Consider the following 23,124-nt stretch of genomic DNA (forward strand, 5'->3'; position numbering starts at 1 on the left):
TTATTTTTCTGTTATCAATCCTTATCTGTTTAAAAGAACATCCTGGCCAAACTCATATCCAAGGCCAAACCTGTTCGCACCTTCGTCAGGGAAGAGCTCTCCTATGGCGTTTCCGGTGTATACGGCAAGTACATGTACTACTCCATTTTTTGGCTGTATATCTGAAGATGAGACAGCTGCTGTGTAATAAACCTGAGGATTAGACTGGTCAGGAAGATTAGCGATACTGAGCTGCCTGTAGCCGGTATACTTCACATTATTTGAAGAATTATAAACGACCCCTATATTGGAAAGGTCACTGTTGTAGCTGAAATAATAACCTCCCGGATAGAGTGCCCTCAGGTTAAAATCAATTTGAGGGTAATCTTTTAATCTGAGCTTACCTTTGAATATGTATTTCATCAGGTGTTTTTTCCAGATATCGCCAGGTATGTCAGACAGGACTTTTATCGTGTCTTTATTGGCGTTGAACAATTGCTGATTCAACCGGTTACTCACATTTGGCAGATTTGAATTTACCAGGCCGATTGTACGTCTGATCACTTCATCTGTTGGCGCAAAGAAGGTAATCTCTTCATTATTAAAAACGTCTTCCATTCCCGCCAGTTTAATAATCTGAGCTATGGTATCAAATTTTGCATTGGATTGCAGGTACTGCATTACTGTGCCGTTAAAAACCGGATCTGCCTTACCTCCATCCTGATAATATTCATCTTTGGAACAGGAAGAAATGGTACACATCAGCAAAACAGAACATGCTGTGATAGGTATAATGTATTTTTTTATAATATTTTTCATGTGCTTATCAATTTATTAAAGTCCGGTACCTATCCAATATTCATTCAATGACATGTATGGATTGTTATTTAAAGCTGATGGGTCGATCGGCCAAGTCCATCCTCCCCGGTTAAACTTATCGTAGGTCAGCGGATTATCTGTATACAATTTATTCAGCACCCTTTTTGTCCGTACCAGATCAAAATAGTGGGTACCTTCTCCCATCAATTCTTTAGCACGTTCCCAGAATATGGCATCTTTTAAATCTGTATCTCCAACGGCATTAGGAAAAAGTGTTGCACGTCCGCGATCCCTAACCATGTTCAGCATCTTTGTTGCCTCTTCGTCCTGGGTACCCAATTCTGCCAGAGCTTCGGCGCGAAGTAAAATCGCATCAGCATAACGCATGATTAAATAGCTATTGTCAGGATTTATATCCAGCCCCGGATTACTGGCATCAACAAATGTGTTGTAAGCAAATTTCTTCAATTGGAATGTTTCTGCATTCTGATCGAAAGGTGAAACAAACCAATAGTTCAATCGGCCATCTCCTTCGTCAGGATATAGTTTTTTCATATACAATTCAGTAAATACGGCATTGCTGTATCTGTGTGTATACTCCGGTTGTTTATAAGGGAAGTGAATAAACACATCCGCAAACGGAGAAAATGGGTTTGCCTGCGCAAATGGGTTGTCAGCGTCGTTATAGTTGAGTGTTCTAAACAATTCAAATAGACTTTCTTCAGAGCGGCCTTTGGCTACTGTAGCCCATTCGGTAATAGGAAGCAGACGGAAAGCATTGCTTTTGATCAGTTCATCACCCAGGGCTGCTGTTTCCTCATAATATTTATTCTTATTAGCCGGATCAAAACCTGCATTCCACATGTTAAGATTCATTAGCAAACCTACTATTGCCCCTCTGGAAGCTCTAACCCCACGCAGAGAAGGATCATTCATGGTCCATACAATATCAGGTTTCGCTGTTTTCAGGTCAGCAATACATTTATTGACCACAGTCACCATATTTTCCCTTGGCAGTGGATCTTTCTGATAAGCAGTAGTGTAATAAACCACATCTCCGTAAAGACGAACCATCTGAAAATAACAGAATGACCTGATAAATTTTCCTTCTGCAACATAACGTTTAGACTGTTCTGCTGTTAGTGCCGGAATTCCTTCTTCAACTTTACTGATCAACAGGTTGGCAGCCTGAATTACCTGGTAATATTCATTCCATACGGTTAAATCTCCAAAGTTATAACTAGACCAGGAGCGCCCGGATTGTACGGCTTCCAATAATAACCTGTCGTCGATCGATGTTTCTGGTATTACTTGTTTATCGGTAACACCTCTTGGATCAGGAGTTTGCCTGGTGTGACCGCCAAGACGGCTGATCCCTCTTCTAAGCTCGCCACCCTGTACAGCTGGTATCGCTTCGCCTGAACGAAACTCTCCTGTGGCACCCGCAAAAGATGTTTTGGTATATTTATCAAATAACCTACCATACATATCTGTGATGTTACTTTCTATATCATCTGCGCTGCGATAAAAATTATTTCCTGTCAATTTATCAATCGGCGTGATGTCCAGGAATTTCTTACAGCTAAATTGTGAAGCACTTAACACAATTAATAAGCAAATAGTAATCTTTTTCATGTCTTATTTATTTTGTGACTTCAATTAAAATGTTACGTTAAAACCAAGGGTATATGTACGTGGATTTGGATAGCCACTTGATAAATCTTTACCCAAACTGGTTACGCTCTCTGGGTTTGGTCCTGAATAAGGAGAGAATGTAACTAAGTTTGCTGATGAGATATATGTTCTTATTCCGTTTACACCTACTCTTTTCGCCAGCTTTTTCTTAAAGGTATAAGCTAGGGTAGCCTGGTTGATTTTAAGATAACTGCCACTCTCCTGCCATAGAGATTGTTCGTATCTGAAGTTGCCCATGTAACGGCCATGCTCATAATCATATGCATTCGCATAAGTCGCATCAGTATCTCCGGGACCGGTCCAAATATCTAAGCTTCCGGCCGGAGGTACAGTCTTAGTTCCAAAAGGATCACCCAGCAACAGCAATCGCTTAGACAATGCATTGTTCAGAATGGAGCGTACTGCGGTATAGGATGCATAAAAGTTTAAAGAGAAATCTTTGTACTGGAATGTATTGGTAATACCACCCGTAATCAATGGCTGGGTATTACCTGTCACCTGTCTGTCTCTGTTATCAATTACATAATCACCATTTGCATCCCAGATGATCGCATCTCCTCCTTCGTATGAGTTAAGATAACTTCCGGAGCTTCCATTTCTCATTCTCAATCCGGTCACGGGATCAACAGGTACACTACCTGTAGAACCGTATACACCCTGGTTAATAAACAGGTAGTTCGACAGTGAGTTTCTGCCGACCCTCTTAGCAATGTACTGACCAATACCATCCTGATCTACGAAATCGATATACTGACCATTGTATTCTTCGGGCAATCTTGTCAATACGTCATAGTTCAAAGCTCCGTTAATAGAGAATGTCCATTGAAAAGCGCTGTTTTTTGACAAAGGTCTGCTGGACAATGAGAGCTCATATCCGTAATTCGCTAATGCTGCGCCATTACTTTTATAGATACCAAAGCCTAATGTATTTGACAGCCTGTTATCGAATAACTCATTGTCAACTTTTTTGAAGTAAGTCTCAAAAACGACATCCAGTTTACCATCCCAGAAGCCGGCATCAACACCCAGGTTATACATCAATACTTTTTTGGCCTTTAAGAATGGATTGGGAATCTGACCATAGTCAATACCTACGCGGGCAGCGTTGTTGTAAAATCCATAAGGATTATATCTTCCATAAATATCAACAAGATTACCCTGAGGGAAGATATTCTGTCCTGCTGTTAACCTAAGTGAACCATAAGACAACCAGTTAGCAGTGCCTTTCAGGAAATCCTCTTTAGCAAAGTTCCAGCGAAGACCAATAGAAGGGTTCTTTGAATAAGGATCTAACTGACCACTTGCCGAAGAACCATCTATCCTGTAAGTAACATCCAGAATATATTTCTTTTTATAATCATAGGTAAAAGCAGCTGCCAGTGAAGCCTGTTTCAAATCTCTGAAGCTGGTCAATACACCACCCCCTTTTGAGTTGTAACCATCATAGCCCAAAGGACCTTCAAACTGATCATTTGGAGACCGCTCAATCTGAGTAATGTTTTCCTGATTCTTTTTGATGTAGATCTCCGAGAATATGTTTACAAAGAAATTGTGGTTATTGTTAACCGACTTTGTATAGGATATGTTATTACGGTTGTATAACGTAGAACTATAACTGTAATAATTATATACACGTGCAAACTGTGAATTTGCCGCAGCTGGTAAGAATGTATCTTTAGATTCTATCGTATAATCATAATTACCTGAAGTTCCAATATTTAAACCAGGCAACAAATCATAACTCGCAGTCATATTTGCAGTTATGTTTTTTGGACCAGCACTCTCTCTGATCTGAAGCGTGGTCAAAACATCACTGGTAGCCAATAAGAATGATGGGCCAGGTAATAATGAAGACCTTTGACCACTGTCGTCAACTACTCTTTGTAACACACCGCTACCACTACCGGATTTCACATTACCGATGGAGCTTCTGATAGATCCGAAAAAGCTGAGCTTTGGTGAAGGTTTGAACTCCATATTCATATTCAAACTGTATCTTTCGAAACCGGTATTCTCAACGATACCGTCCTGAGAAAAGTAGTTTAAATTCGTTTTGTAATTGAATTTGGCATCTCCCCCGTCCAAAGAAACGTTATGCGTCATGTTAAACCTGTTGGAATAAAAAATATCCTGCCAGTCAGTAGAGTTATTATAAAAAGCACTTAAACTATCTGCCAAAAACGGCGTATTTGTTATCCTGTAGATGTCATCTGTTAATCCGTAACGTAAAATCTGGTCAAGCTTAAAGTTACGCTCATACGTACCTCCATAAGTTTCACGTAGTTTAGGTACGGTTGACACGAAGTAGTTAGAGGTATAGATCACTCTTGGAATTTCAGATTGTCCCCTTACGGTCTGGATCAAAATCACACCATAAGCACCTCTTGACCCATATAAGGCGGTTGCTGTAGCATCTTTCAGGATTTCAATGCTCGCAATATCTTCCTGAGGAATCAGAGACAGCGGACTTACTCCGGGTCCTTGCTGGTCAAATCCAAATTCGGACGCTTTATCTGCATCCATCGGCACACCGTCAATTACATACAACGGTGATGTTGGCTGTAAGAAAGCATCGTCTCCTGATCCTGTAGTGGCAATCGTAGAAAGACCACGGATATTTACAGTACCACGCATACCGGGGGCTCCTGTATTGTTCTGGATGTTCAATCCGGCTACTTTTCCTTGTAAAAGCTGTTCAACGTTACCAACCGGTACATCCTGAATCTCCTTACGGGAAACCAATGCAGATGAACCTGTTGTCTGGTCACGGGTTCTTTTTACATAACCACGTACTACAACCTCTTTCATGTTATTTTTTTCTTCCTGCAGATTTACGTTCAATACGGTCTGACCCGGAGAAAGTGTAACTGATTTTGGTTCATAACTAACGTAAGTAAATATAACCGCTGCACCCTCATCTACCACAATGCTGTATTTCCCTTTACTGTCTACCACAACTACCCTTCTTGGCGTACCTGAAGCTACTGTAGCGCCTACCATTGGTAATTTAGTATCTGCATCAAGGACGGTACCCGTTAGTGTTATCTTCTTAGCTTGCGCCATCAAATCCTCGCATAAAAACATGCAGCTGAAAAAAATTGATAGCAAAATAATGTGTTTTCTCATCGTATTAATTTTAATCATTAGGATTCTAGTCGTTATCAAACTTAGGGTTGATGTCTTTAAAGTGGAATACAATTTCCCAATCACCCTTTTCATAAATTTTAAAGTCTTTGGATAGCTTTCCGAACTCTCTGACTCCACCAAAACCAACTCTCGAGAAGGCAAATTCTACGTGGGCCATGTCGCCTGATCCGGTAGGGCCACCGGCGGTAAACCTTGTTGGTATCCTTGCTAGAGGGATGGGATAGGCCACATTATATTCTACATATTCAGTAGTCATCTTATAACCCAGCTCTGTACCCGCTTCATTAAATCCGTGTACTTGCTCAAGCCATTTAGTTTCATTGAAAAGTAAAGGATTCATGGCAACAGAGTCTTTGTTCAAAAACTTGAATCTCAACCTGTGACCATTGGCGTCATTAGAGAATTTTCTGATGTATAAGTATACACGGCCAGTGGTTGGGTTCTTAGGATCATTCATGGCAACATTTGTTGTAGCGCCTTTTATCCCACTGATTGATGGGTAATTAAACACCCTTACTTTGCCGCCTGGCGTAGTGGTATTTGGCTTACCATTAATGGTATTGTAATCATCACTAGGCTCATAAGGAACATCTATACGCGGGATGATCTGCAAATTCTTAATCACCCTGGAACCACCTGAATTCGAGATTTTCACATCGAAGTACCGGATGTCCTGAGGATATACTACTGAATCACTTGGCTTAAGGAGATCCCTTGTTGCAGTGTACCACATGATCAGATCGCCCGATCCGCGAAGCTCAACCATCGGTCTGTTTTCAATCCTTCTTTTGCTTTCTATTTCCGCCAGGGTCTTTTCCTGACCGGTATATTCAGAAGCCCAGATCAATGTAGGCTTTACGGCCATCATATCACTTGCATCCCTTCCATCGCCAAATCTTGCATTTTGAATCGTGAAGGTCATGGGGAAACTGGATGCATCCGGATTAAATGCATTTGTTGTTACAGATGTTCTTCCCAGTCTTGGTGTAAAGATCTTGGTATTGTAATCTGCCTTTGTACTCAGGTAATCTACTTCTTCCGGAAGGTCAAATACTTTTCTGCATCCCGTAAAGGAGATTACTGCAGTTAACAATATTAAAACTTTATATTTTGTTGCGTCTTGCATAATATTACTATTTAAATCTGTCTTAGCGGTTAATTAAATATTTCCCTTAAATTCATTGTCCACTCAGATATTTGAATTGTGTTACCTCCATTATTTTGCAAGAAGACCAGACGGTATTGTTTGTATGGAACTGTATTTACAAAATCAAAGATTTTTTGCTGGTAGTTTGTGGTAAACTTCTGATCCTGACGGATGTCAAGCTGCACCCAATTTTGAGTTCCGGTCACCGGATCATTCGTAGCTTCCAGCCTCCATGCCTTTGGATCCCTGTCCAGATAGGTCTTGCTGTCATTTGCAGACGTAATGGTGTAAGAATTGGCTACTTTGGGCTCACTCGGTATCCAGTTCATATAGATTTTATTGGTTGAACTAAAATTATTGAGCATTTTAGTCTGAAAGTTATTGTCCAGTACCTTGATGAACTTCTCACCCGGACTGATACTTCCGTCGACAGTATTTACATCGTCCCATTTTATAAACCAGATTCCACCTGTAGGGTAAGTAAACAAGTTTGGTGGCGGCGGGATTAATGTAAGGCGGTTCACAAATTCATCAAATCCGAAGACATGATCAGGCCTTAGCAGGTGTACAATCCCGTTTTTCGTTTTTATATTTACCGAAGTTGTGGTTGTTTTAGACCAGTTTGGTACAAAAATACTGCGCTTGGTGTTGGCAAATTCTATAATAGCAGAACCACCATTTTGCCATCCCTGAGCATCAGCGAAAGCACGGACTCCGTGCATAGGGTAATCTCCCCTTACACTATAGACTGTCTGCCCGTCACCTACCGCAAAATCATTTGCTACAAACAATTTTTTGATGATGTATCTCGACACCATCGTATCTAAATGTGAACTGTCTGCAATGGCTTTAGGCCTTTCTTTATTCGTCATGCCCGGCTTTACACCTTCCGCAATATCATTCAGATAAATAGCAGTTTTACCCTGTGCTTTGCGTACATCATTTAAATTTTTAATGGCGATTTGAAAGCTTGAGTTTGACGGAGCAAACAATGTCACCTGTTCTTGTTTTAAGATGCTCTGCATGTTTAATTTATCGATTAAAAACAACAAAGAATCATAAACCCCAGGTTTGCTTTTCAAATACTCATAAGTATCTAAATTTGTCTGATTAACAATATCCGAAGTATCATAAAAGCCTTCTTCACGCTTACATCCTATCTGAAATGTGAGTGCAGCAAATGCAAGCACCAGCAAACATTTACCAAAAAAAGTTGATTTTTTCATCTCTATCTATACTTTGATTACTTCCAAAATGGATTTTGTTTTAACAATGGGTTTTGAGCCAGCAATTCTTTTGCTATAGGCCAGTAAATACCTCCGGTTTCTATCAAATGCAAAAAAGCAGGGTTATTCTGTTTTATTTTATGATACCTGATCTGATCATACCAGCGCATGCCTTCACCCATAAATTCCTTTTGACGCTCTTTAAAGATGGCCTCAATCAAAGTACCGTGCTGAACAGGTGAATAAGCAACGTAGTCGGTTGAACTCGAATTCTGCAAACCCATATGGTCAACATTATATCTCCTTTGTCTTACCAGGTTCAGGTCGTTTGTTGCTAAAGTTGTTTCTCCCAGCACAGCATATGCTTCAGCCCTTAACAAAGTGATATCTTCTAACCTTGTAAATAAAATAGCGCTGGAGAAAATCCTGAATGTCGGATCTGTTGACCCACCCTGAATACACTTGATCTTACTGAAGATAGGATACCTTCCCGCGAAGTTTGTAAAATAAAGCTGTGAATGGGTAATACCAGTCGTGTCTATATTGAAACGGCCATCATTGGTTTCTTTAAATATGGATAAGATCGAATCCTTCGGAACAAAAATATCCGGGATGTTCTTGTTCACCACTGGTTCAGCCAATGTCAAAGATTCAATATTACCTACATAGGTTGCATCCTGATGGCCAAATACAAAACCAAAAGCAAGTAGCTGATTAGATTTCTTATCATAAAAAAGACCCTGACGATCTGTTAAGTCCTGAGTAGAAACATAACCCATCGATGCTTTCCCATAATCATTTAACACAATTTTCGAATAGTTGATGACATCAACGTACTTACCTTGCCACGCAGCTACGTGTGCGAGTACACCATAAGCTGATAATTTCCTAACCAATGCACCATCCCATCTGCCGCTTCCCTCGTTGTAGTAATTTCCAGGTTGCTGTATGTCATTTACACTGTAGCGATAAGGTAATACCTCTGCCGCTGCAACCATTTCAGATTGTACAAACTCAAGTATGGCCTTTTGATCAGTTCTGGGTCTGTTTTCAAAACTACTATCATCTGATGAGCTGATAAATGGTACATCGCCCCAAATCCTGATCATATAGAAATAAGCGAAGGCTCTTAAGAAACGAACCTGTGCCATATCCACAACCATATTGTTTTCGGTATATCTGGCGTCTTTTGCCTTTACTTCTTTAATACGTTCCAGGAATATATTAGCGGCATTGATGATCGCATAAAATCTTCTCCAGTTAGACAACTGTTCTACAACCGGATAGGAAGCATTAAGGTCATTTTTTATAACAGCCTTCAGATCCTGACGGTTAGGACTGTCAAAATTCCCCATGCGTACATCACCATAGATCCAGTGGCCGTTATTATCGGCCAATGCAGCTCTTGTTAAACCATACACACCCATTATCGCAGCCCTGGCATCTTCCAGTGTATTCCAGTAGTTATTTTCATTCACTACTCTTGTCGAGTTAATATCCAGAGCTTTCTTGCAGCTGCCTGCAAACAAGCTAGAAATAATAAGGCCCAGCAAAATTATTTTTTTCATTTCTTCTGTTTTTATCTATGATCAAACACTAAAAATCCATTTTTACACCCAGGGTGAATGTTCTTGGAATCTGCATTCCATATCCTGTATCATAACCGGTATAGCTTACCAGTTCAGGATCTTGTCCTGTATACTTGGTTAATGTAAACACGTTGTGAACACTTCCATAAACCTGGAACTTTTGAACATTTGCTGCTTTCTTTTTAAAGAACTCAGTAAGGTCATAAGTAAGCGATAGCGTGCGTAGCTTTAAAAAAGAAGCATTTTCTACAAAAATATCCTGGTTAGCCTGATATGGTGCTACAGAGCTCCATGGGTTGTAAAGCAGATATTTAGAATAATCTCCTCTCTTCTCCCAAAAAGTGATTTCTCTTACCGAATTGATGTTGTTCTGACCTTCACGGTTTACGAAGTCAAATCTGTTTGCCATCTCCTGGTTTACCAGTTCGCGGCCCAGATTGAAATAGAAATTCAATCCTAATGTCCATTTCTTATAGCTGAAGTCGTTGTTGAAACCACCTGATACCAGAGGTAAGGCATGACCTGTTAATGTCCTGTCTTCATTATTGATTGCTCCATCGCCATTTAGATCTTTCCATCTTGGATCCCCTGCTTTTAAACCAATGCCATTATAGCTCAGCTTGTATCCTCCGGAATTTACCGGAACTTCAGAATCAGTATTGTAAATCCCCTCATTGGTCAATACCCAATAGCGATCTACTGCTTCACCTATTTTTAAAAGTCTGTCTCCAATGATCAGCTGGTTCAGTCCACCAGGCAATGCAGTCAATTTATTTTGATTAAAATTCAGGTTGATGGAAGAATTCCATGAGAACAGTTTTTCAGCAGGCAGGATGTTTGCGCTAATGGCAACATCTAACCCAGTATTTCTGATAGCCATACCATTCTTTATAACTGATGTATAACCATACTCAGCTCCTGAAGGAACTCCCAGCAGCATATTTTTATCTTCTTTAAAATAGGCATCTACACTTGCAGTGATTCTGTCATTTAAGAAAGATCCATTGATACCTAAAGATGCCTGATCGGTATAGGCCCACTTTAAGTCATAGCCAACTGATCCTGCAGTATAAGGGCGATTTAGCACTGCAAAACCGTTATAGCCAGGAGTTATAAGATTTCCCGTAAAACCTATAAAGGCAGTATACTGAGGACCCTGAGCATAATTATCGAAGTTTTCGTATCGTCCCATTCTTCCTGCACTTGCTCTTAAGTTAAGAGATGACACGGTACTATTGGTTGCCAGAAACTCTTTCTTAATGTCCCATCCTGCAGAGAACACAGGTGCATAAAACCAGCGGTTCGTAGGCTGCTGATTAGAAGATGCATCACCACGTAAAATAGCTGAAAAACTATACTTTTCTTTATAAGTATAATCCGCTTTTCCATAAAATGAAACCTGGTTATTTCTCGTTTTATCTAAAAACTTATATACCAGTTCTCTTCTGAATACCGTTGGCTGTAGGTAATTGCCATTATTAGGATCAGATTCCAGCAGGTTAAGTTTAATGAAGTCATTACTTCCTTTATATGCATAAGCATAGCTGTATCTGTATTTATCATACTGGATAATACTTCCTGCTGAAAAATTGAATTTATGATCTTCATTTAAATCATAATCATAAGTTGCAACGTTGTCGATGGTAGCACGTTGATTATAACCATAATAGTTGGATGCATAATTGGTGCTTTGCAACAACGTTCTCGCAAAGAAAATATCCCTCGTACCCTCATTATAGTCCAGGCCAAGCGTACTGATGAAATTAAACTTACCCAGATTAACACCGAGTTTTACGTAACCTTCGATGATGTTGGTTTTGTTTTTATCAAAGCCTTTATTGAACTCTGAAAGATAAGAACTATAGTAATCCTTATTAGGAGCAATTGGCGAACTTAAATCAGGAATGTAATTCACTTGCGAAAGCCTGTCGCGAACATTTCTATTGCGCTGACGCATGACCTGATTGGCATTTACCATTGCGCTCACAGTAAACCAGCTAACGGGTTTCATATTGATGATGAATCTGGTATCGTATCGATCTGCGCCTGTATCATCCGCTACCCCACCGCTGCGAAGCGTTCCCAGCGAAAATCTAAAGTTGGCCCGTTCTGTACCACCTGAGATACTGGCGTTTACACCGTAAACAACTTCGCTTTTATAATACTCATCAGTCCAGTTAGAAGCGCCATAAAAAGCATTATTTAATGAATCACTTAAATATAAAGGATAAACATCATTTTCTGAGTAATTACCGTTGGCGGTGTATTTATTATAGAACTGCCTTCTGAAATCATTCTCAAATTTTCCATTTATCGTAGTAACAGAATTTGGCTGAGCTAACCCAACATAACTGTCAAACGTAATCCTTCTTTTGGTACCGGGTGCATTTGTAGTAATTAAAATCACTCCGTTGGCGCCCTTGGGTCCATAGATGGCAGTCGAAGACAGATCTTTCAAGACCTCTATAGACTTGATATTTGCCATATTAATATTTGCAAGCGTATTCGTAGCAGGTCCTATTCTGTCATATTTGAACTGCTGAATATCAAAAGCAAACGGATGCTCACCCACCAGAGGAACACCATCCAGAACAACCAGCGGCTGCGTAGCAAACAACTCACGTGCCGATAAAAGTGGCTGTGAAGTGCCGTGGATAAACATGTGCTGAACAGTCCCGGGTTCACCTGAAGGCTCCTGAACATAGAGACCAGCAGACTCCCCTTTTAGATACTGCTGTAAAGACATCGCTGGAAAAACAGAAAGTTTTTTGGGATCCAGCCTATTGCCTTTAGACTGCATTTTTTTCTCTATGCTTTTTTTAGAGCCGGCAATACCTACTATACCTGTATCTACCGATTTTTTAGCCGTATCAGTTTGCTGCAGAAAGCTCTCATTGAACGAGAGATTATTCGAAATACAGGCAGACCTAGCCGTATTGCCGAAAGGGTATGTTGCCGTACACAAAACACCCAGGAAAGTTATAGTTGCAATAATGCGCATAACAGACAATTAAGTATTAACTGATTGAAAATCTTTTTGTTAATCGTATTTATATCAGAACCATCTTAAAAAATCAAGCAAATACTTCCTACCCCAGCATACCTTTTAAGTACACCGAAGAAAAATTTACAAGAAAACTTAAAATAAATTAAAACGTTTTAGCTAGGTATAACTAAAAAAATAGATACCCCTGCTGTAGCTTTAATTTTTGATAGCAACTGACTGTGTTTCTGAAAATGATAATTGAAAGGATGTGAGAACCCACTCCCGTTAGCTCTTGTAAAGATTTGACTCATAGTTCGGTTATATTTAGGTAATTATTTGGTTGCAGATTAACCGATCTTTAGGTGCTAAATCGATTATCTATAACAATTATACGAAAGAAAAGTTATAATCCAAATCTTTTGCATCATTTTTTTTACAAATTTTTTATAATCTTATTTTAACATAAACATGTGAAATATTATCCCTTTTGTCCTGCGCTATAACGTTATAGTACTTTTAAATGATTACTCTACAAAGTATATATACATTATTGTTATTTTTACTGCTCAATCACAGCAAACCTTTTATCACTATTCAGTAATTATTAATATATAAAAACAATAATATCACCAGTTTAATGAATGAAAATTTGTTATTTTGATGTATAAATAAAAACAGACAGGCCCTTTCACCAAAACAGACATGCCAGTTAAACAAAAAAAAGAAGTCAGCAGCAACGTATTATCTATTGATATTGGCGGCACAAGCATTAAAGCCTGTATATTAAGTCAAGATGGAGAACTAATCTCCGAGTTCAAAAAAATTCCAACCCCAAAAGATTCTACACCGGAAGCGGTAATTGCAGTGATCAAGGAACTGGTTCCATCTCTGGAAGCTGAATTCAGCAAGATATCTATTGGATTTCCCGGATACGTGAAATGCGGAAAAGTACAAACTGCCCCTAATCTGGCTAAAAACAAATGGACTAACATTGACCTCGCCCAGCAAGTGAGTAACCTTTTTGGCAAACCGGTACGTCTGATTAATGATGCTGATCAGCAGGCTTTAGGTATCGTCAGCGGCAAAGGTTTTGAAATTGTTTTTACTGTAGGTACAGGCTTTGGAACAGCTATGGTTTTTGATGGGGAACTACTCCCCCATTTTGAACTTGCCCACCTGCCAGTTACAAAAACCAAAGATTACGACGACTATATCGGTACAAAGGCTTTAGATAAAATTGGAAAGAAGGATTGGAATGAACGCCTGGAACGCATCATTGAAATCTACAAAACAGTTTTTAATTATGATACCTTATACATAGGTGGTGGCAATTCAAAACACATCACACTTGATTTGGACCATAACATTCAACTGGTAACCAATAAAGATGGTATTAAAGGCGGAGCTAAACTTTGGCAGGTAGCTGAAAAATATCACGTATACACTGTACATCCCCAAAAATAAACAGGCATGTCCTCATGCCCAATAACAATGAATGATGAATAATAAATATACTTTAGGAATGATTGGCCTTGGCACCATGGGCCGCAATTTATTGCTGAACATGGCCGACAATGGTTTTCAGGTAACTGGGTACGACAAGGATCCCAAAATGTTAAAGAAACTTGAAGAAGATGGCAAAGCACATAACTTAAAAGGCTTTGAATCATTGGAAGAGTTTGTACAGAGTTTGGAATTGCCAAGAAGAATTATGCTACTGGTACCTGCAGGTAAAATTGTAGACAGTGTAATTGCGGAACTTGTTCCCCTGCTTGAAAAAGGAGACATGATTATCGATAGCGGAAACTCACACTTTACAGATACCAGCCGCCGGGCTATTGAACTTTCTGAAAAAGGGATTCATTTCTTTGGAATGGGTATTTCAGGTGGTGAAGAAGGTGCCCGTTTCGGACCAAGTATGATGCCGGGTGGAGACAAAGCAGCCTACATCGCTGTAAAACCAATCCTTGAAGCCGTATCGGCGAAAGTAAATGGCGATCCTTGTGTAGCTTATATCGGTCCGGGAGCTTCAGGTCACTTTGTAAAAATGGTACATAATGGCATCGAATATTCAATGATGCAGGTATTAGCCGAAACTTATGACATCCTGAAAAATGGATTGGGTTACAACAATGACCAAATCTATAGCCTCTTTGAAAAATGGAACAATGGTCGTCTGAAGTCTTTCTTATTGGAGGTGACACGTGACATTTTTAAAGTTAAAGACGAAAAAACAGGTAACTTCCTGCTGGACATGATCAAAGATGAAGCTAAATCAAAGGGAACCGGCAAATGGACTTCGCAGGTATCAATGGACCTTCAACTTCCCATTCCTACCATCAATGAATCTGTAAGCGCCAGGGATCTTTCTAAGTTCAAATCATTACGTGTAGCACTTTCAAAAGCATTGCCACATCAACCTGTTGCCATTAAAGATACTGCGGAATTTGAAGCTAACCTGGAACAAGCGCTTTATTTCGCAATGATTACCTCTTATGCTCAGGGGCTTCACTTGCTTGAACAGGCATCGGTTGAGTTTAAATATGAATTAAACCTGAAAGAAATTTCTCAGATCTGGCGTGGTGGCTGCATCATCCGAGCTGAATTATTGGAAGACATTTATCAGGCTTACAAGAAACAGCCTCAATTGCCGCACCTGTACTCAGACGAAAGCATCCAACAGCAATTAAAAGAAATCATTCCGGGAACCAGAAATATTGTCATTACAGCAATCGCTAATGGAATTGCCATCCCTTGTTATGCTTCCGCAATGACTTACTATGATTCGCTCAGAACAGATAAATCGCCTCTCAATTTAACACAAGCACAAAGAGATTTTTTTGGCGCGCATACTTTCGAACGTATAGATGAAGAAGGTATTTTCCACGCCGACTGGAATTAAATTCAATTAGCAAACACAATAAAATAATGAAAACTAGCATCAGCCTTAATCCTACCATAATTGTCATTTTTGGTGGCACAGGCGATTTAAATATGCGCAAATTGGCGCCTGCATTGTACAATCTGTATGCCGAAGGATATATGCCTGAAAAGTTTGCCATCATCGGTACCGCCAGAAGACCTTTAACGGATGATAAGTTCCGCGAAACCCTGATGGAAGGTATCAATAGCTTTTCACGTACCGGAAAAGTACAAAAACACAAATGGGATACTTTCTCTCCAAATATCCATTACAACTCTGTTGATGTAAAGGATTCTGCATCTTTTGATACGCTTAAAGAAAACATAGATAAATTTAAGGATGAGTTTGGTCCGGAAACCCAGATTATTTATTACCTGGCGGTATCTCCTGACCTTTTCCCGCCTATAGCCAAACGCCTGGCTAAATTCAAGCTGGCTGAAAATGAAGACAACTGTCGTATTGTAGTAGAAAAGCCATTTGGTAAGGATCTGGAAACAGCCCGTGAACTAAATGAGCTACTTAAAGAGCGTTTCAAAGAGAAACAAATCTATCGCATCGATCATTACCTGGGCAAGGAAACCGTACAAAACATCATGGCCTTCCGCTTTGCCAACTCTTTCCTGGAGCCGCTGTGGAACAGGAATTTTATTGACCATGTACAGATCTCGGTTACCGAGCAACTGGGTGTGGGCGACAGAGGTGGTTACTACGATGGATCTGGTGCCCTGCGTGATATGATTCAAAACCATTTACTACAATTGCTTTGTATCATTGGTATGGAAACCCCGATAAACTTTGATGCGGATGAAATCAGAGACAAAAAAGTTGATGTCCTGAAAGCAATGCGTCCATTTTCTGCTGAAGACATTCGCTTCAATACTGTACGCGGGCAATATGCCAAAGGCTGGATTAAAGGCGATGAAGTTGCAGGTTACCGTTCGGAAAAGGATGTCGATAAAGAGTCCAATACGGAGACTTTCGCCGCCATCAAGTTCTTTGTGGACAACTGGCGCTGGAAAGGCATTCCATTCTATGTACGCACAGGTAAACGTCTTTCGCAGACCTCTTCACTGATCACCATACAGTTTAAAGATGTACCACATCAGGTATTCCCTGCTGGCGTTACTGAACACTGGCAGCAAAACAGGCTCATCATCAGTATCCAACCTGAAATGAGTATCCGCCTGCAAGTTCAGGGAAAAAGACCTGGTCTGGATATGACGTTAAACCCGGTAGATATGGTGTTTGACTACAAGGGTACCTACACTACTGAGTCTCCGGAAGCTTACGAAACTTTGCTACTCGATGTCATGACTGGTGATCAGACGCAGTTTATGCGTGCCGATCAGGTGGAGATTGCCTGGGAACTGCTCATGCCGGTTATCAATGCATGGGAAACCAAAAAATCACTGAGCTTCCCTAACTATCCTGCAGATTCGTGGGGACCTGAAGATGCCGAAGCATTGATCGCAAGAGATGGCTTCCATTGGTTTACACTTCCATTAAACAAAGATTAAATGAACTTACTGATCTATAAAACTCAGGCAGAATTATTTGAAGACCTGATAGATTATATCGTCAATATAGCAAACCAGTCGATCAGCCAAAAAGGCTGTTTCAACTTTGTACTTACAGGAGGAAATTCTCCAAAGGCATTATACGAGCTGCTGGCCACCACCTATAAAGATAAAATTGATTGGAGCAAAGTCTTCTTCTTCTTTGGTGATGAGCGCAATGTAGCGCCAACTCATGAAAGTTATAACGGCCTGATGGCTAAAAATGCGATACTGGCTCCGCTAAATATCTCTGAAGATCACATCTTTTATGTTGACACTACCCTGGAGCCCGAAAAAGCAGCCATAGAATACCATAAAGCGATATTAAATCACTTTAAAGGCGGCGACCTGGCATTTGACCTGATCCTATTAGGAATGGGTGATGATGCCCATACAGCATCTTTATTTCCCGGCACAAAAATACTAGCTAATAAAGAGGTAGAAATAGACTCGGTTTATGTAGACAAGCTCTCTACTTACCGCATCAGTTTTACTGCACCCCTGATCAATAAGGCAAAAAACATTGCCTTCCTGGTATTTGGTGAAGGAAAAGCAAATGCAGTAAAACACGTTATTGAGGATGAGCAAAAGAATACAAGCCTGTACCCTACCCAATTGATCAACCCAATTGATGGTCATGTCACCTGGTTTTTAGATGATGCAGCAGCTGGTTTGTTAGACAGCTAGGCAACGGCGCTAGTCATCTCGGACATCTTGAGAGATCTCTTGAATTATGCTGATTCCAAACAAGAGATCTCTTTTCATTCGAGATGACTAGCGTTAACAACAAGGGGCACTTTTTCAACAACATAGTTACACAATAAAAAAAATCCTATTTGTAACTTGCAGTAAAGTTTATAAAAGCTAAACTTTAGCCACAAACCAAAATGAAACTGTTTTTATGGAACAAGAATTAAATGCATTGCCCCGCAGAGCGTTTTTAGGGAACATCTCTAAAGCCGGAATTCTGGGCTCACTTGCCGCATTTTTACCTGGCAGCAGTTCTGCTGAAGTACTTCAACACCTCACGGCCAAGCCAGCAGAAGGGCATATTTTCCTGACTAAACCTTATCTTCAGGTACCTGCACCAGACGGAATGACTATCAGGTGGATAACCAACAAGCTTTGCTACAGCTGGGTAGAGTACGGTGAAGGCAACAACCTGAACCAAAAAGCACATCAGGTTACAGCCGGACTTGTTGATGCCCACAATCGCATCAATAAAGTAGCGCTTAAAAATCTGAAACCCGGAACTCAATATAGCTACCGCGTGGTGGCCAAAGAAATCGTAGATTTCAAACCCTACGCGTTGAAATATGGTGAAACCATTACCAGCGATACTTATTCCTTTACTACTCCAAAACTAAATCCGGAGACTGTAGAATGGCTGATCATGAACGACATTCATGACAGGCCTGAATCTATTCCTCACCTGATGAAACTTAACGGAACAGACAATTATGATTATGTTTTCTACAACGGAGATTTATTTGATTACCAGACAGATGAGCAGCAGATCATAGATCATATGCTTACCCCTTCTGCCTTTGCCAGCACAAAACCATTTATGTTTGTGAGGGGCAATCATGAAACCAGGGGCAAATTCTGCCGTGAACTTGCTGATTATTTTTCCAATAAAGATGGCAAAGGCTATTTTGCTTACCAGTGGGGACCAGTTTTCAATGTAGTACTGGATACAGGTGAAGACAAAGAAGACAGCCATCCGGTCTATGCAGGAATTGTTGATTTTGATGATTACCGCATGGAACAGGCAAAATGGTTGGAAGAAGTGATGACCTCAAGTGCATTCAAACGCGCAAAATTCCGTGTGGTCATGATGCACATACCGCATTTCCATTCCGGCGATGCACACGGACCGCTACATGTACGTGAGCTGTTTGCTCCAATTTTCGCAAAGCATAAAGTTGATATTGTTATTTCAGGACATACCCACAAATTTGGCGTTTGGCCACCCTCTGCAGAGCACCCTTATCCAATCATTATCGGTGGTGGTCCAAGAGATGGCAACCGTACACTGATCAAGGTAAAAGCGGATCAAAAGACACTCAATCTTACCATGCTGAAAGACGATGGTACTGAGGTAGGTAAATACAGCTTGAAAGCTTAATCACCAAATTTATTTTTACCGGATTCAGCCGAACAGCAGGATCCGGTAAAAATATTTATACTTTAATACGCTCTACAACAATAGCATCATTCGCTGTATTCACCCCCTTTATCTCCACATACTTTACGTTAGGGAGCCAAAAAGAACCGCCTTCTATTCTCACAAAAATCCTTTCTATTTGTAATTTCTTCTGGTTTACCGTCACATATACATGGAACTTTTTATCGTCACCACGCTGCAGATACATCGGTAATTTCTTATGAGAAACAAACCTTAGTTCATACTGGTCCTTAGCTAGCTCCTTGGTCTGAATACCGTAAGCAAACTTACGTTGTATATAACTCAAATCCTGTTTTTCTCCCTTGTCACCATACCTCATCCAATAAACCAGGATAGGATCTTTTTTATCCACCACTCCATTTTTATCCGCATTTAGTTCGCATATAATGGTGTTTATATTCGGATCTCTTTGTAAATAAAATAGCTGATTGGCAATTCCCTTAGGTGTAGGAAATTTTAATGGCGAAGGATCGCTCTTATCTGCCGTCTGGCCGAAGGCCTGAACAATAAGCAGCTGAAACGCCATAAGCAGCCCAAAGGCTAAAACGCGAAAATTTATCTGTACCATTATCTCTCAAGATATACCGACAAAGATAAGCATGCTTCACAAAACAAATATAATTTAACCATCATAAATATTGTTCTCATCCCATCCGGATGGGATCTTAATGCCTGATAATACATCAGACAGCATTTCTTCTTTTTTATAAATATTTGGTTTTAAAATAAATACATTTAACTTTGTAATTCAAAGTACTTTCAATAACCCACTCACAAATCAATAATATAAACAGATATCCAAATGAAAAAAGGAATTTTAATGCTCTTCGTACTGTTGTCGGTATGGATAAATGCTTCGGCCCAGACTGAAAAGGAATATGAACATCAATGGATGGAGCTATATAAAAATGGCAAGCTAGAAAACTTAAAAGCAGCAATCAGCACGGCATACAAAAAGCATATTAACAATGAAGATCTGGTGTACTACAGCTATATGTGGGCCCGGCAAACAAGGTTTGAGGATATAATGCAGGAGATTTCCAAAAATGCAGCTCATTACAACAAAAAAGGAAAGTTGGCCTTTGAAATCAGATTTGGTAAAATTATGACTGGAAACAAGGATGTAATCATTTCAGAAATTCCTTTGATTTTAAAAGATTTCCCGGAAATGCCAGCACCTGCAAAACAAATGCTTATGTCGGGACTTGTGAATCTATACGTTAACCAGAAAGAATATCAAAAAGCCATTGCTTTTGTAGTTTCTTCTGATCCAAACCACCCTATATTTTATCATTCAATAGCACAAAGCATGATTGAAAATGATCAGGATATTGAACTGGCTCTTTCATTATGCAAGAAAGAGCTCGACATTATCCGCAATACCCCTGAGGAGGCACTAAAATCATTAGACATGGCCGACAAAAAGAGGTTAAATATGATGACAAACTCTATTTACGCCAGGGGACTTGAAAAGGCAGGTCGCTTAGAGGAAGCAGTTATTGTGTACGACACGTTGTATAGTATGGAACCAAACGCTAATAATCCAGTTAGAGAAAGCTACCTGGATATCTTATTGAAAACAAAAAAATATCAAAAGGTTTCTGAATTGTCAGTTTCGTTGGCAAAATCCGGTTATTGGAACGATAAGATAGACCAATCCTTAAACACTTCCTTACTGCATTTAGGGAAGTCTGCGACAGAAATATCAACAATTATAAATGATCTGAAGAATCAGGCAGATAAAAAGAAAAGCGAAACACTGAAATTAAGCAGCATAAACCAGCCCGCTGCGCCTTTCCGAATAAAAAAGGCAAATGGTGATTATTTTTCCCTCGCGGATATGAAAGGTAAGGTTGTCGTTTTGGATTTTTGGGCTACCTGGTGTAGTCCTTGTATTGCTGCATTTCCTGGTTTTCAGAAAATATCTGATAAATACAAATCTAATCCCAAGGTATTAGTCTTAGCCATTAACCGGGAAGAATTGGGCAATCCTAAAGAGGATGTGATTAATTATTTCAAACAAAAGCATCAGAAAATGTCAGATTTTTTAACATCCAGAAAATATACTTTTTCTTCCTACTATGATACTGATCAGATCGCTGAAAAGTATAATATCAATGCATTGCCAACCACGATTTTTATTGATAAAAACGGGCAAATCCGCTTCTTTGCCAACAGCTCGGCTAATGAGTCCGAAATGGTGCAGCAGTTCAGTGATAAGATAGATTTTTTACTAAACGATAAGTAACAGGCATTTTTCAGCGTATTTACACTTATAGTCGATATCTGGAAAGAATCTACACTCTAAGGTAGGAAGAGCTATGGGTTGGAATCGATTGCCTGAACGGTTTTGTTTAAAGCATCCAACAAAGTTCCTTTGTATTTGATGAAATTAGCCTGACGGTCGTCTTCTTCCTCAGTTACTTTAAGTACTCTTTTGCTTTCTTTTACTTGTTGCAATTCATTCAGGTAAAGATCATTAAACAGTTCGGTATCTTTGTTTTTCAATATTCTCGCAGTATGAGAATATTGTTCATATATATCTGTTATGACAGCTAAGCTTTTGCCATCATAGTTCTGAAGATCTGTAGTTTTTTCAGAAAGCTTTTCCAGCTTTTTTCTTTCTTTTGTGTAAGCCATATTGTCGCGAAGGTACAGTTTTTTCTATAATCGCTCGATGTCAATCAGCTCTATCTTCTTGCCCATCTTTTTTTGGATCACCTCAAAGTGATGCAGCTCGCTTTCATTGACCAACGATATCGCCTCTCCGGTAGCCGCAGCCCGTCCGGTACGGCCTATACGGTGCACATAATCCTTTGGAGATCTGGGCAATTCGTAATTGACCACAAAAGGAAGGTCATTGATGTCAATACCTCTGGCCATGAGATCCGTAGCAACCAGCACCCTGAGCTTGCCCGACTTGAAATGGGCCAGGGATTCTGTTCTTGATCCCTGGCTCTTTTTACTATGGATCGCCCTGGCGTCGATTTTATGTTTGAGAAGTTTATGCACAATGGCATCCACCTGATGAACGGAAGAAGCAAAAATCAACACCTGTTTCATCTGGTGATGTTCGATCAGATGACGCAGATAAGGCCCTTTTTTCTCCGTTGAAACTAGGTAGGCTACCTGCTTAATCAGATCCAGTGATTCTTCTTCCGCCTCAATCTGAACAATGAGGGGCTCACGCAACAATACCTGATGAATATGCTGAATATCTGCACTCAATGTAGCAGAGAATAAGAGGTTCTGACGCTGCTCAGGCAATTGCGCTATGATCTTATTGACTTCTTCCTGAAAGCCCAGGTTAAGCATTTTATCCGCCTCATCCAATACCAGCGTTTGAATGGTTGATAAATGGACGGAATTGGCGGCTACCAATTCCAGCAGTCGCCCAGGTGTAGCAATCAGCACATTTACACCCTGCATCGCCATCATTTGTGGGTTAATAGAGACACCACCATATACTGCCAGTGTTTTTACCGGTTGGGGTAAGCCCTGGCTAAATTTCTTGAACACTTCTTTAACCTGCTCAGCCAGTTCCCTGGTGGGTACGAGAACAAGGATATCAACGTGTCGGTTTTTGATACCTGGCTTTGCCTGAAGGCTCATCAGCAGCGGCAATACATAGGCTGCTGTTTTACCTGATCCCGTCTTTGCAATTCCCAAAACGTCTTTTCCATCTAATATAACCGGTATAGCAGCTTCCTGAACAGGCGTAGGCAGTGTAAAATACTGATCTGACAGTGCTTTTAATAATGGAATAGACAAACCTAAGGATTCGAAAGACATAGTGTTTTTTTTACAAAAATACAGAAAGATTATGGACTGATATACTTTTGTGTTTTTCTTATAAAAAACTACCCCAG

16 protein-coding genes are annotated in these 23,124 nt (G+C 40.0%); 6 read left to right on the forward strand and 10 right to left on the reverse strand.

Going from position 1 to position 23,124, the window contains the following annotated elements:
- Window positions 1–21: 21 nt before the first annotated feature.
- From R2Q78_RS20025 to R2Q78_RS20055, 7 genes are read right to left on the reverse strand one after another with little or no spacing between them, the layout of a single operon-like run.
- Complete coding sequence (locus R2Q78_RS20025; RefSeq protein WP_316794335.1) at window positions 22–798, reverse strand: fasciclin domain-containing protein; 777 nt, start codon at window positions 796–798, stop codon at window positions 22–24.
- A 15-nt stretch (window positions 799–813) separates the two neighbouring features.
- The gene (locus tag R2Q78_RS20030) at window positions 814–2,433 is read right to left on the reverse strand and encodes a RagB/SusD family nutrient uptake outer membrane protein (RefSeq protein WP_316794336.1); all 1,620 of its coding nucleotides are present in this window, start codon (window positions 2,431–2,433) and stop codon (window positions 814–816) included.
- 24 nt (window positions 2,434–2,457) lie between these two features.
- A complete protein-coding gene (locus R2Q78_RS20035) occupies window positions 2,458–5,619 on the reverse strand; it encodes a SusC/RagA family TonB-linked outer membrane protein (RefSeq protein WP_316794337.1) in 3,162 nt (1,053 codons plus the stop codon).
- Between the two features lie 25 nt (window positions 5,620–5,644).
- Window positions 5,645–6,766 carry a DUF5007 domain-containing protein gene (locus R2Q78_RS20040; RefSeq protein WP_316794338.1) on the reverse strand — a complete coding sequence of 374 codons (1,122 nt, stop codon included), beginning with the start codon at window positions 6,764–6,766 and terminating at the stop codon, window positions 5,645–5,647.
- A gap of 29 nt (window positions 6,767–6,795) precedes the next feature.
- Window positions 6,796–8,013 (reverse strand): fasciclin domain-containing protein, encoded by a 1,218-nt coding sequence (locus R2Q78_RS20045; protein ID WP_316794339.1) that lies wholly within the window; start codon window positions 8,011–8,013, stop codon window positions 6,796–6,798.
- Between the two features lie 17 nt (window positions 8,014–8,030).
- Entirely contained in the window at window positions 8,031–9,581 is a 1,551-nt protein-coding gene (locus tag R2Q78_RS20050) for a RagB/SusD family nutrient uptake outer membrane protein (protein WP_316794340.1), read from the reverse strand.
- Between the two features lie 28 nt (window positions 9,582–9,609).
- On the reverse strand, window positions 9,610–12,603 hold the full coding sequence (locus R2Q78_RS20055) for a SusC/RagA family TonB-linked outer membrane protein (RefSeq protein WP_316794341.1): 2,994 nt from the start codon (window positions 12,601–12,603) through the stop codon (window positions 9,610–9,612).
- 687 nt (window positions 12,604–13,290) lie between these two features.
- On the opposite strand from R2Q78_RS20055, the gene R2Q78_RS20060 reads away from it, so the two are divergent.
- From R2Q78_RS20060 to R2Q78_RS20080, 5 genes are all read left to right on the forward strand, one after another.
- The gene (locus tag R2Q78_RS20060; RefSeq protein WP_316794342.1) at window positions 13,291–14,052 is read left to right on the forward strand and encodes an ROK family protein; all 762 of its coding nucleotides are present in this window, start codon (window positions 13,291–13,293) and stop codon (window positions 14,050–14,052) included.
- 31 nt (window positions 14,053–14,083) lie between these two features.
- Complete coding sequence (gene gndA / locus R2Q78_RS20065) at window positions 14,084–15,490, forward strand: NADP-dependent phosphogluconate dehydrogenase (protein ID WP_316794343.1); 1,407 nt, start codon at window positions 14,084–14,086, stop codon at window positions 15,488–15,490.
- Window positions 15,491–15,516: 26 nt separating this feature from the next.
- A complete protein-coding gene (zwf, locus tag R2Q78_RS20070) occupies window positions 15,517–17,028 on the forward strand; it encodes a glucose-6-phosphate dehydrogenase (protein ID WP_316794344.1) in 1,512 nt (503 codons plus the stop codon).
- Window positions 17,029–17,754 carry a 6-phosphogluconolactonase gene (gene pgl, locus R2Q78_RS20075; RefSeq protein WP_316794345.1) on the forward strand — a complete coding sequence of 242 codons (726 nt, stop codon included), beginning with the start codon at window positions 17,029–17,031 and terminating at the stop codon, window positions 17,752–17,754.
- A 214-nt stretch (window positions 17,755–17,968) separates the two neighbouring features.
- Window positions 17,969–19,195 carry an FN3 domain-containing metallophosphoesterase family protein gene (locus tag R2Q78_RS20080; protein WP_316794346.1) on the forward strand — a complete coding sequence of 409 codons (1,227 nt, stop codon included), beginning with the start codon at window positions 17,969–17,971 and terminating at the stop codon, window positions 19,193–19,195.
- 55 nt (window positions 19,196–19,250) lie between these two features.
- On the opposite strand, the gene R2Q78_RS20085 is transcribed toward R2Q78_RS20080, so the two are convergent.
- On the reverse strand, window positions 19,251–19,781 hold the full coding sequence (locus R2Q78_RS20085; protein WP_316794347.1) for a DUF4833 domain-containing protein: 531 nt from the start codon (window positions 19,779–19,781) through the stop codon (window positions 19,251–19,253).
- A 276-nt stretch (window positions 19,782–20,057) separates the two neighbouring features.
- On the opposite strand from R2Q78_RS20085, the gene R2Q78_RS20090 reads away from it, so the two are divergent.
- Window positions 20,058–21,503, forward strand: coding sequence for a TlpA disulfide reductase family protein (locus tag R2Q78_RS20090; RefSeq protein ID WP_316794348.1), 1,446 nt, complete (start codon window positions 20,058–20,060; stop codon window positions 21,501–21,503).
- 71 nt (window positions 21,504–21,574) lie between these two features.
- On the opposite strand, the gene R2Q78_RS20095 is transcribed toward R2Q78_RS20090, so the two are convergent.
- Window positions 21,575–21,895: a hypothetical protein gene (locus R2Q78_RS20095; RefSeq protein WP_316794349.1), complete on the reverse strand. Its 321-nt coding sequence runs from the start codon at window positions 21,893–21,895 to the stop codon at window positions 21,575–21,577.
- A 24-nt stretch (window positions 21,896–21,919) separates the two neighbouring features.
- Entirely contained in the window at window positions 21,920–23,047 is a 1,128-nt protein-coding gene (locus R2Q78_RS20100; protein WP_316794350.1) for a DEAD/DEAH box helicase, read from the reverse strand.
- Window positions 23,048–23,124: the final 77 nt, after the last annotated feature.

The organism is Pedobacter frigoris (genome assembly GCF_032678645.1).
Classification (GTDB): domain Bacteria; phylum Bacteroidota; class Bacteroidia; order Sphingobacteriales; family Sphingobacteriaceae; genus Pedobacter; species Pedobacter frigoris_A.